The 11,291-nt window shown below is 57.8% G+C and carries 8 protein-coding genes, 1 tRNA gene and 1 pseudogene; 6 read left to right on the top strand and 4 right to left on the bottom strand.

The features are described 5' to 3' along the window. From M3087_RS14150 to M3087_RS14135, 4 genes and pseudogenes are all read left to right on the top strand, one after another. A pseudogene (locus tag M3087_RS14150) lies at positions 1-1,634 on the top strand (TonB-dependent receptor); the annotation flags it as partial. 14 nt (positions 1,635-1,648) lie between these two features. After that, positions 1,649-3,091, top strand: a complete 1,443-nt coding sequence (locus M3087_RS14145; protein ID WP_249096794.1) for a RagB/SusD family nutrient uptake outer membrane protein — start codon at positions 1,649-1,651, stop codon at positions 3,089-3,091. A gap of 49 nt (positions 3,092-3,140) precedes the next feature. Further along, positions 3,141-3,908, top strand: a complete 768-nt coding sequence (locus M3087_RS14140) for a DUF4843 domain-containing protein (RefSeq protein ID WP_249096793.1) — start codon at positions 3,141-3,143, stop codon at positions 3,906-3,908. 4 nt (positions 3,909-3,912) lie between these two features. After that, positions 3,913-5,535: a PKD-like family lipoprotein gene (locus M3087_RS14135; RefSeq protein ID WP_249096792.1), complete on the top strand. Its 1,623-nt coding sequence runs from the start codon at positions 3,913-3,915 to the stop codon at positions 5,533-5,535. Positions 5,536-5,626: 91 nt separating this feature from the next. Here M3087_RS14135 and M3087_RS14130 read toward each other — a convergent pair whose 3' ends face one another. From M3087_RS14130 to M3087_RS14120, 3 genes are read right to left on the bottom strand one after another with little or no spacing between them, the layout of a single operon-like run. Beyond that, positions 5,627-6,409: a CPBP family intramembrane glutamic endopeptidase gene (locus M3087_RS14130; RefSeq protein ID WP_249096790.1), complete on the bottom strand. Its 783-nt coding sequence runs from the start codon at positions 6,407-6,409 to the stop codon at positions 5,627-5,629. A gap of 7 nt (positions 6,410-6,416) precedes the next feature. Next, the gene (locus tag M3087_RS14125) at positions 6,417-7,328 is read right to left on the bottom strand and encodes a bifunctional riboflavin kinase/FAD synthetase (RefSeq protein WP_249096788.1); all 912 of its coding nucleotides are present in this window, start codon (positions 7,326-7,328) and stop codon (positions 6,417-6,419) included. Between the two features lie 13 nt (positions 7,329-7,341). Beyond that, positions 7,342-7,950, bottom strand: a complete 609-nt coding sequence (locus tag M3087_RS14120; protein ID WP_022383963.1) for an HAD family hydrolase — start codon at positions 7,948-7,950, stop codon at positions 7,342-7,344. A gap of 149 nt (positions 7,951-8,099) precedes the next feature. Between M3087_RS14120 and M3087_RS14115 the strand changes: the two genes are divergently transcribed. Then, positions 8,100-8,173: transfer RNA gene (locus M3087_RS14115), tRNA-Ile, on the top strand. A 239-nt stretch (positions 8,174-8,412) separates the two neighbouring features. Then, positions 8,413-8,838 (top strand): hypothetical protein, encoded by a 426-nt coding sequence (locus M3087_RS14110; protein WP_249096784.1) that lies wholly within the window; start codon positions 8,413-8,415, stop codon positions 8,836-8,838. Here the strand turns inward: M3087_RS14110 and M3087_RS14105 are convergent. Beyond that, positions 8,829-10,853, bottom strand: a complete 2,025-nt coding sequence (locus M3087_RS14105) for a TlpA family protein disulfide reductase (RefSeq protein WP_249096781.1) — start codon at positions 10,851-10,853, stop codon at positions 8,829-8,831. The genes M3087_RS14110 and M3087_RS14105 overlap by 10 nt on opposite strands. Between the last annotated feature and the right edge of the window lie 438 nt (positions 10,854-11,291).

The raw sequence follows: 11,291 nt of genomic DNA, 5'->3' as shown, positions 1-11,291 counted from the left end.
GTTTCTCTCGCGGCACCTCCTCACGCGACAAGTTCGTCTCGCCCAACAATGCGGAGTTCATCAGCTACGGCGTGGTAGACATCGTCCGCAAAGGAAGCTACACCAAGATGAACGGAACCACGACAGGCATCACCGGTAACGTGTCGCTCTCCTACAACCTGACACTGGGCAAACACATGCTCACGACCTTTGCCCGCGCCGAGCTGTCCGACAACCGTGGCGAAAGCATGACGCTCGTTGCACGCGGTTACCCCAACGACAGCATGGACGAGTATCTGTTCGGGCTTGATAAGAAATCCACAGTTCCGAGTGGCAACGACTCCAAAAACCGCAGCATCGGCCTCATTGGTCAAGTAGGCTACATGTATGACATGCGCTATTCCGTGGACTTCAGTCTGCGTGGTGACCAGGCCTCTTCCTTTGGGTCCAGTGAGGGACTGGCTCCTTTCTGGTCAGTGGGTACACGCTGGAACGTGCATAAGGAAAAGTGGTTCCCCACCACACTTGCCAGCAACCTCGTACTGCGTGCCTCGTATGGTGTGACGGGGTCACAGAACTATGAGTCCTATCAAGGCATGCAGACCTACACTTATGACGAGTTCTCCGACCCGTACAAGTCATCCGACGTCATCGGTGCCGTGCTACGTGGCATCGGAAACGACAGGTTGGGCTGGTCGCAAACCCGGAACACCAACGTCGGGATAGAGCTGAGCACACTCAAGAACCGCCTCCGCCTCTCCTACAACTACTATTACAACTACACCGACCAGCTGCTTGTCGACTTCACCCTGTCGCCTTCCGTAGGATTCTCATCCATGACCGAGAATGCCGGAGCGCTGCTTAACACCGGGCATCAGGCCAGTATATCCTACACCATCCTGGAGAATCCCCGCCGCCGCTTCCAATGGATGATCTCCGCCAACGGCACACACAACAAGAACGTCATCAAGAAGATATCAAACAACCTTGCCAAACAGAACGCCGAGAACCTGGCAAAGACCGACACTCCCCTGCCCATCTACCAGGAGGGACAGTCTACGACGCAAATCATGACCGTCCCCTCCCTGGGCATCGACCCGGCAACCGGAAAGGAAATCTACCGGAAACGAAACGGTAACAAGACGTTCATCTGGGACGCTGCGGACAAAGTCCCCTTGGGCGACTCCACCCCGTTCTACACCGGCACGGTGTCAAACAGTGTCGTGTGGAAAGACTTCAGCTTCAGCATTGGCTGCATGTTCAACATCGACTCTGACCAATACAACTCCACGCTGGTCAACAAAATCGAGAACGTCAACCTCGCCTACAATGCGGACAAGCGCGCACTGACCGAGCGATGGACTCCCAATAACCGGAGCGCACTCTACAAAGCACTCACCATCACCGGTTCGGAGACCAAGCAAAGCTCGCGCTTCCTGCAAAATGTCAACGAGTTCAGGATTTCCTCCATCAACCTCAGCTACCGGTTGGACGGCACACGGCTCACCCTGCTCGACCGCCTCTACATACGTTACATGAACGTGGGCATGACGATGCAGGACATTGCGCGTTTCTCCAACATCAAGCTGGAGCGAGGCACCAACTACCCCTTTGCCCGCACAATCAACTTCAATCTGTCTATTATGTTCAAATAAAACCCCAAGGTACAATGAAAGCATACCGACTCTACATCCTGCCCGCCTTGCTGTCCATGCTGCTAGGCACCGGATGCGCTGACTGGCTCGATGTACAACCACAGACCGACGTAAAGACCAAGCATCTCTACACCTCCGAAGAAGGCTACAAGAGTGCACTCACGGGAGTATACAAGCTGCTCACCCAAGATGAGCTTTATGGAAAGACGCTCACCTATGGCTACCTCTCACAATTGGAACAACGCTATGACCGGCTTGGCGAAGAAGTCAACTCCACCGTGGAAGCCGAGCTCTACGATTACAAAGAGAACAATACCAGCACAAGCGCACAGAGGCACATCTGGGAAAGCATGTACAACGCCATCGCCAACGACAACAACCTGCTCCACTACCTGGACCTCCAGGGAAAACGCTACCTGAGTGATGAGCTGTTCAATACCATCAAGGGCGAGGCTCTCGGACTTCGTGCCTATATGTACTTTGACCTACTCCGCATATGGGGACCGGTCTATGCCACCGATCGCCAGTTGAAGACAGTGCCCTGGCGCGATGAACTCACACCGGACAAGAAGCCTCTCTGTCCTGCCGATTCACTGGTAATGCACATCATGAACGACCTCAACGAGGCAGAGGCACTGCTGGCTGCCGACCCAGTGGGTACAGACAAAGAGCTGAACTATCCCAATACCTTCCTGCGTAACCGCCAATACCGGATGAACCTATACGCCGTCAAGGCATTGGCTGCACGCGTATGCCTGTGGACGGGCGACAGGGAAAAAGCATACCAATACGCGGATGATGTCATCCGGCACTGCGGACTATCACTCGTCAGGAGCAACGCCGCCGACCCGTCCCTGTCAGCCGAGTCACTGTTCATGCTCGACATCTTTGACCTGAACGGCCGCGTGGAAAACTGGTTCCCGGCCTCCGTCGAGCAGCTGAATGCCGCCGGCTCCGAAGCGCTCTATCTCTCCTTGGAAAATGCACAGGAGGTGTTTGAAGCATTGAGCATCGGCATCAATGATATCCGTTACAAGAACCGTGAAGGCATGGTCCACTCAGGCTCCAAGGTGATGCCGCGCAAGTTCATGGCGTCGGCTGAAGGACAGACCACCCGGAATGTCCCCTTGATCCGTCTGGCGGAGATGTTCCTGATACGTGCCGAAACAGCCTCGCTCGAACAGAGTGCCAATGACATCAACACACTCCGGCATGCACGGGGCATCGCCTCCAAGTACGACGTAGTCCCCGACGGGAACTACACCGAAACCATGCGCATGGCCATCATCGACAAGGAATACCAGAAAGACTTCCTCTGTGAAGGGCAATGGTTCTTCTTCCTCAAACGGACAGACAGCAAGACATTCTTCAAGTGTCCCGTGGCTGAAGGAATGACAGGACGCTATGTCTTCCCCATCCCCGATGATGAAGTGGAACACGGACTGGGACAACGCTAACCCATGGACAGTCATACATCTTATTTCTTTTCACCTATTAAATAGCACTATGAAACGATATAAATACATCTGGCTCTGCCTCTGCTATGCAGCCACGCTCTGTGGCTGCAAGGACGACTCCATCCTGCGCTATGACGAAGCGATGGACAGTGTCTATTTCGAATCCTCCGCCCCCACCGGGACGATACCAGTCGACGAAGTCAACTTTGCAGGACGCGTTGTCAAGACCGACGACACGACCCTCGCAGGAGACTCCATACGTACGGTCACGGTAAAACTTATCCTGAGAGTCATGGGATGGGAAGCTGACCGGGACCGGCAAGTGACACTGCGCGTACGACAGGCGACTGCCGACGACAGCCGGACATTGGCAAACCTGGAAATTGCCGGTGCCGCAGACCTGGAGATGCAACAGCAGGCAGTCATCCGCCGGGGAAGACTGAGGGACACACTCGTGGTCACCATCAACCGTCCTGCCCTCAGACAGGCATACTACGCCTCTATGGTAGAAATAGACCCGGAACAAAAGACACAGGACTTCGCCTTAGGACCGGAAGAAGGACTGAAACACCTATTTGTCGTTACCGACCGCTATGAAAAGCCGGACTACTGGAAAGAGTTGCATGACTACTATTACGGCCAATACAGTCCGGAGAAACATGCCTTCATGGTCACCGTGCTGAAAACAACCGACTTCGAAAGCACACGGAGTGCGCGCACCAACAAGATTCTGCTCAATGCAGCCCTGAAGAAATACAATGCTGAGCACCCCGACCACCCGAAAGACTTTACGTTTGACCCCTACATAGCTTCTTGACCTTATGAAAACAATATACCAACTAATAACCGGCATCGCCCTGCCCCTCACACTATGTGCCATCATGACCATGAGCTGCTACGAGGACAAAGGGCATTACGACTACACGCCGTTGCGCAAACTGACCTTGCTCATCTCGCCCGATGATTTCCGGCGGGTATCTGACAACGAAATTGTCTATACGTATGACCAGCCGACGGGAAACGACACGCTGGCCATGACCTACCGGGTGGATGTCACGGACGGAGAACAGCCTGTGGACAGCAATGAAGTGGTCTGCTCCTGGGTGTCACTGACGAATCGGACAGACACACTGTACTCCCGTACACTGCCTGTCAAAATACAACCCAGCCACCCGACGGACACCTTCTTCCTGATGAAGCTGCATGACAAGCTCACAGACCTGGACTACTACCAGCGAGTGCGCATCAAGACCGTCCTGCCTTACATCAACAACTGGTTCGTGCTCCACACACAGGACGGACAAGTCAAGCTGGGAAACGCCGTACGGAAGGGGACCGACATCATCAAGACACGTTCCATGATTCTCACTCCCGAAGCTCCCGACAGTGCGCTCTATGCAGCCTTCACCGCCAACAAGGTGACAGACTTCAACTACCTCCAGATGGGCTACGGCTATCGCGATGCCGCCTTGATCAACATCCTGGCAGGAGACGAGCTCTATGCCTACTTCCCCTTCAATCCGCAAGCACAGTTGCGCGGCTGGTACAGCCAGATGATGCCACGGGATTCGGAGGAGAAGGTCGTTACGGCATTCACCGACGGAAGCCAGCTGGGAGGCCTCATCACTGACGGCAAGAAAGTGCTCTATTCACCGGGATACCGCATCTATTACCCCCTCAAGTGCGCCGCCGGAACCGAGAACTATCAGGCTGACTTCGCGACCTACTTCGAGAAGAAGCTCTACATCTGGGACAACGGGCAAAAGAAAATCTTCCTCTTCAACACACGGGACAATACCAAGCTGACCGGGCTCACACGCGTGAGAATGGATATGTACAACGTCGCCATGCTCACCGAGCTGGAGCCCCTGCTCTTCACCGGCGAACGCTCACTGAAAGACATGACGCTCGTGACCGCACTGGGCAATACCTGGGATGACAAGAATACCTACATCGACTTCATCTTCCGGCGTTCCAACAACACCTACGTGCGCTACTCTCTCTACACCAACAGTGTCGGAGGAAAGGAACTCCCCAAAATGGAGGTCAGCCTGCTCCCCTACCTGGTCCTCGACGAAGGCTCACGCATCATCGTCAGCCGGGAATATCCCAACCAGTACTTCGTCACCCGGGAGAACAGCCTGTACATCTACAACCTCTCGACCGACGAGTTTGACCTCATCTACGAAGGTCCTGCCGGCTCGTACATCCAGGACATACAATTCAAGACCAACAGCCGCTATGACGATGCCCTCATGAAGCTGTATGAAGAAGATTATCCGCTGGAGAACACGCTGGGCATTGCCTTCAACCTGCCCAATGGGACCGGGGAAGTGCATGAGCTGTTGCTGGAAAAGAGTGGGGATGTGAAGTCTGTCTACAAGATGGATGGATTCGGCACTATCAGCAAGCTCGTCTTCGTCCTGTCTGAAGCAGCCTATTGATGCGTGGCAGTACCTCCATCCTCTGAACTCACCGTGTCGGACCGAACAGGGCTGACACGGTGAGTATGCGTTTGCGGCACGGGCAGAGACGTCAGTCCTTCCACACAGTTCCATTCACCGCCTTCAGCCAACGACGGGCGTAGAAGAGGGAGACAGCAAACACCACCGCTGCCACGGCGACGCCTGCAAGGAGCGGACCCATGCCGCCCATCAGGTCGACAAGGCGCGCGTCGGCATGCTCCGAACGGAGCACAAGTGCACCCAGTGCGTTGTTGATGAAGTGGCACAGGATGCCCGGCAACAGGCTGCCCGTCCGCCAGTAAAGCCAACCCAGTAGCAGGCCCAGCAGGAAGGCAAACGGAATCTGTGCCGGATTGATGTGGAACAGACCGAACAGCAACGCCGACCACACGATCATCGCCTTCGGACTGTAGCCTGCACGGTGGAGCAGGTTCATCACACCGCCGCGGAACAACATCTCCTCCACCAGCGGAGCACCCGCCACTATCGCCAGCAGTCCCCACACCGTGCGGCTCATCCCCTCAAAGGATGCCTCGCCCCAGTTGGGCAGGTCCAGCCACTCGTTGAACGCATTGAGCACGAACATTGCCGACAGCACCAGCGGGACGCACACCAGCAGCATCCGCAGAGGGACTTCCGTCAGCGAACGCACGCCCAGGCGCACGTACTTCCAATAGAGCAGATGGGCTATCATCAGCACGTTCGACAGCAAGACCGACAACCCCAGCTCAGCCGGATCCGTCAGCGACAACGGTTCGGGCATATCCCGAAGCAAATGCAGGAACACGAAGGGCAACGTCGCCGCGAACTGGCAGACGAAGTAGAGAAGAACAAGGAATACGGCTTTTTTCATACGGCTATCAGGATTGAGAAGGATTACTGAAGATGCGCTCGACCTCCTCGGCATCGCGACGGAGCTGCGCCATGAGCCCGTCCAGCCCGGCGAACTTCTGTTCGTTGCGGATACGCTGCACGAAGGTGACACGCATGCGGTGGCCGTACAGGTCGCCCGAGAAGTGCAGGATGTGTACCTCCACCGAACGTTCGCGTCCGTTGTCCACCGTGGGACGCACCCCGATGTTGAGCATCCCGGCATGCTCCGCCCCGTCCACCCGGACACGGACGGCATAGACCCCGTCGGCAGGCACCAGCTTGTCAGGACAGTCCACACGCAGGTTCGCCGTGGGGAAGCCCAGGGTCCGTCCGACCTTGAAACCGTCGACCACCGTCCCCTCCAGGTAATACTCGTAGCCCAGACAATGGGCGGCAATCGTCACCTCGCCTCCTCCCAGGAAGCGGCGGACAGCCGACGAGCTCACTGTCACCCCGTCGACCACACAGGCCTCGGCGTGTACCACCTTCATGCCCATCTCCTCGCCATAACGCCGGTAGTCCTCGAAGCCCTCGCTGCGGTTGTGCCCGAAGCGGTGGTCGTAGCCGATGACCAGCGTGTCGACCTTCAACCGGCGCTGCAGCACCTCCAGCATGAACTCGCGTGCCGTGTAGCACGACAGCTCGCGCGTGAAAGGCAGCTCGACGATGCGGTCCACACCCTGCTCCTTCAGCAGACGATACTTGTCCTCCGGGGTCGAGAGGAGCTGCATGCGGAAGCCCGGCTGTATCACCGTCCGCGGATGCTCCGGGAAGGTGATGATGACCGACTCCAGCCCCAGCTCCTGCGCCAGGTGTTTCACGCGGCTGATGAGGAACTGGTGTCCTCGGTGCACGCCGTCAAAGAATCCGATTGTAGCGACACAGGGTTTGGTGTTCATAGCGGTAGTGGTTTTAAATCGTGGAAGTCCAGTCTTCCCCGGGGTTCACACAGTGCGTGTGCCACCCCAGCGAGCGTGCCACGTCGCAGTTAGCGGACGCGTCGTCGATGAGCAGCGTCTCGTGGGGGAAAAGCCCCGTCCGCATGGCAAGCGACTGGAAGATACCGGCATCGGGTTTCGCCTGGTGCATCTCGAAGGAGAGGAAGACGTCGTCGAAATAGTCCTGCAGGGAGTGTCCTCCGCGGGCGAAGAGGCGGCGTGCCGCCTCCCAGTGGAGTACGTTCGTGTTGCTCAGCAGGTAAACCTTATAGTCCTTTCTCAGTTCGAGCAGCCTTTCGAGTTTCGCGGGTGCGATGTCGCACAGCATGGCGTTCCACGCCGCGATGATTTCCTCGTCCGTCACCCGCCGTCCTGCCTCGTTGCGGACCGACTGGCAGAAGACCTCGGAGGAGACGTTCCCCAGTTCGAAGTCGCGGAAGACCCCTCGCTGCCAATACTTTCCTATCAACTCTTCCGCCGGACCGAAGCCCAGCTTCTCAAATTCCTCCACGCAGCGGCGGGGGTCGATGTCAATGAGCACTCCGCCGAAATCGAACACAAGGTTCCGTATACCGTTATCCATGAAATCTGTTGTAGTTCTTGTCATAATCGGGCGCAAAGGTATGGAAAAAAAGCCGTGCCTCCTCGCTGTCTTCCACTTTTTTAAAGCCCGCTCTTGCATAATTCGTCGCAAATATCTACTTTTGCAGCGAAAACGATTCGTGTTTTCCCGGACTTGTAGCTCAGTTGGTTAGAGCAACAGACTCATAATCTGGAGGTCCCTGGTTCAAGCCCAGGCTGGTCCACTGTTAATCCCCTGTAAGCCAAATGCTTGCAGGGGATTTTTATGTCACTTGTCACCGATTCGGGCACCGCGGTGGCTCCTTCCGTCCGCAGACAGAGGCAGCCGAGGACCGCGGTTCCGGCACGGGGATGCCACAGCGGAAAAGCCGTCGTCCCCTCTCCGCAGGCCGTCACCAGTTCGTCCGACGCGGACTCTGACAACAACCAGCTTATGTTTCACCTATCCTAATTCTTCATCACCATGAACACCCACAACCACGCATGCGGGATTACTCCCAAACTCATCACCCGACTGAAGGAAAATGAAATCTTCGTCTTCGGCAGCAACCTCGAAGGCATGCACGGGGGAGGAGCCGCACTCCTCGCCTGGCGACGCTTCGGAGCCATCCTCGGACAGGGGAACGGACTGCAGGGACAGTCTTACGGCATACCGACCATGCACGGAGGTATCGACGCCATACGACCTTACACCGACGAGTTCATCGCCTTCGCACGGACACACCCCGGGCTGCACTTCCTCGTGACACGCATCGGCTGCGGCATCGCCGGGTTCCGCGCACGGGACATTGCCCCACTCTTTGCCGACGCCGTCGACCTGCCCAACGTCAGCCTGCCGCAGGAGTTCATCGACCTCATCCTGGACACACGACGCCCGGCTCACTCCTGACCGGCAACCCCCTTCACCGACTCCAGCAATTCTGCCAGACGGCGCGGGTCAGCCGGCACATCGAGCACACGGCCCGTCCGGTCGGCAAGTCTGTACGTGGGATAAGACCGCACACCCAGTACCGACTCGACGGCTGCCTGCTGCTCCGGCGGGAGGTTGTAGTGGGCACAGTGGCTGCCCGTCAGCCGGTATTCACGGATGACGTTCCTCCATGACTCCACCGGACTGTTGTTCGCCAGGTAGAGGCAGACCACCCCGTAGGGTGCCAACGCCTCATACAGCTCCTGCGAATGGGACAGGGCCTCCTTGCACGGACCGCACCACGTCCCCCATACGTCAATGAGCACCGGCTTGCCACGGTACGGTGCCAGCAACCGGTCCAATATCTCCCCGCCGTCCGTCAGTCCCGCCACCACGTCAGCCGACTTCAGGCTCTCCGCATCGGGGACGGGCGACTCCTCCAATGCCACATAGTGCGCCTGCTCGGCGTGCAACAGGTCCTTCGCGCTTTCCATCCCGATGAGCTCCTCTACCGACGTGAGCAGCTCCTGCGGAAGCGAATGCCGGTTGTTGTCCAGGTACGCATGGAAGAAGTTCGTCAGGCAGATGTCCCGCAACGCCCCGGTGCAGCCCAGCGTGTCGAGCAACGTACACCGGCTGGCGAGCGCACGCCTCGTCAGCTCCCGGCGAACAACCGCCCCCGCCTCCTCGTCGTCCATCAGCACGTCCAGATAGGCAAGCGCCTCCGCCTGTTCCCGCTGGAACCGGTGCACCAGCGAGTCGCGCAACGCCTCGTCCGCCTCCTTCGCCAACGCTGCCTCCAGTCCCCGGAACGCCACGCCGTACGCCTCCATCAGCTGACGCTTCTCCTCCGACGCACGGATGAAGCCCTCACACACCAGCTCGTCCGGACGGACCGAGGCGCGCAGCCCGCAGTACTCCATCCGGTCGTCCAGAAAATCACGGACGAAAGAGGCAAACGCCTGTGCGTGGACCGTGTAAGGCTGTGGCATCCGTGACCAGTAACGCTCCGCCAAGTGGTCCGAGACCGTCCGCGGCAGACGGAAGTCCGGCGAGAAGAACCGTGCCTGGCCGATGTTGCGCGCATTGTCCATCAGCACATTCCCCCGGAAGTACGCCCGGTAACGCTCCGACAGCGTCGGGTGGCACCCCGTCAGGCTGTCGAGCAGCGCCTCCCTCTGTGCCAGGACCTTGTCGCCCAGCGCCATCAGCTCCTCCAGACTCATCTTCTGCTCCCGGGGGTCCTGGTACAGCGGACTCCGGAACGATGCCTCATGCGCCAGCAGCTCGTTCGGCAGGCGGCTGTCCCTGCTCATGAACAGGCGTCGCCCACTGCCGAAGTCACAGAGCAGGAAGTAGGTCTCTCCCGGCTCCACGACCGTGTGCACCGCGATGCGCCGCCAGTCGAGGAACACCTCCTGCGTGTTCAGCACCGGGAACGTCACACGGAACCTCCCCAGCGAGTCCAGCGGTGCCGTCACCCGCCTCTCCTTTGCCGTCAGTACGTCCGTGTATGTCACCTCGAACGTCTGCCCTTTCCCCTGCAGCTTCGCGGGGCGGTTCACATACCATCCGCAGACCGTCACCGAGTCCACACGGTAGCCGTTGTCCGTAAATCCCCGTCCGTCCGCCGTCGGATAATCAGGCATCACTCTCCCCGACAGCTTCTCGCAGACCGTGGCAGGGCGTCCGTCCACGGCGATGCTCCGCCGTCCGTCTTCCTCCCTGCCCACCTTCACCTGCAACGTCTCGCCGCCGCTCTCCAGCAGCAGCGCCCATCCGTCGCCCTCCGGCACCTTCGTCCGGTAGTCCCACACGCGGCAGTCGTACACCACGCCCTCGGGGCGGAAGCCCATCAGCCAGTCCCCCGTCGCCGGGTCCCGCCAGTCGGAAGTAAATAAAGATTCATCTTGGGAAAACGCCCCTTGCGTCAGGAGGAGCATGCCCAGAAGCACCATCATCCGGGCAGCCGCACGTCTCAAATTAGATTCCATAGTCAATACTCTGTTACTGTTAGCGTCCGCTAATTTAACTGTTTTGTCCCCACCGTTCAAAGCCTGCTCTCCTTTTTTTCTCTTGCTGGAATGTCGCCAGCCAACGGGCCCTGAACGTCGCCGCTCCTCCCCCTTCCGGGGCAGGCTGTGGATGCGTTCCGGCGAAGGTATCAATTTGTCAAATTGTCAAACGAATCGCCCGAGAGAGGCCTTCCTTGCGCCAAAATACGGATGGATGACCGGGAAGGGCCTTCTCGGGCGATTCGCAAAATACATATTGTCGCACTTTCCGCCTTATCCCTTTCTTTTTACAGCATCTTTCTCTTCATTCGTTTCCTTCCGTCGGTCTTTTTCTTCAGACGGACGCAATTTCACACCTGCGGAATCATGCTCCTTTGGTCGCTGAAAAATGAAAACAGGTGGCTGTTTTCGTACGGA

This window comes from Mediterranea sp. ET5, assembly GCF_023337025.1.
GTDB lineage: Bacteria > Bacteroidota > Bacteroidia > Bacteroidales > Bacteroidaceae > Phocaeicola_A.
Note: the sequence above shows the minus strand (reverse complement) of the source record. Positions and strands in the feature narration are given on the sequence as shown.

What these genes read in the sequence shown, in the direction of transcription:
- M3087_RS14145 (WP_249096794.1), top strand. Translation starts at nt 1,649, where the DNA reads ATGAAAGCATACCGACTCTACATCCTGCCCGCCTTGCTGTCCATGCTG.
- M3087_RS14140 (WP_249096793.1), top strand. Translation starts at nt 3,141, where the DNA reads ATGAAACGATATAAATACATCTGGCTCTGCCTCTGCTATGCAGCCACG.
- M3087_RS14135 (WP_249096792.1), top strand. Translation starts at nt 3,913, where the DNA reads ATGAAAACAATATACCAACTAATAACCGGCATCGCCCTGCCCCTCACA.
- M3087_RS14130 (WP_249096790.1), bottom strand. Translation starts at nt 6,409, where the DNA reads ATGAAAAAAGCCGTATTCCTTGTTCTTCTCTACTTCGTCTGCCAGTTC.
- M3087_RS14125 (WP_249096788.1), bottom strand. Translation starts at nt 7,328, where the DNA reads ATGAACACCAAACCCTGTGTCGCTACAATCGGATTCTTTGACGGCGTG.
- M3087_RS14120 (WP_022383963.1), bottom strand. Translation starts at nt 7,950, where the DNA reads ATGGATAACGGTATACGGAACCTTGTGTTCGATTTCGGCGGAGTGCTC.
- M3087_RS14110 (WP_249096784.1), top strand. Translation starts at nt 8,413, where the DNA reads ATGAACACCCACAACCACGCATGCGGGATTACTCCCAAACTCATCACC.
- M3087_RS14105 (WP_249096781.1), bottom strand. Translation starts at nt 10,853, where the DNA reads ATGGAATCTAATTTGAGACGTGCGGCTGCCCGGATGATGGTGCTTCTG.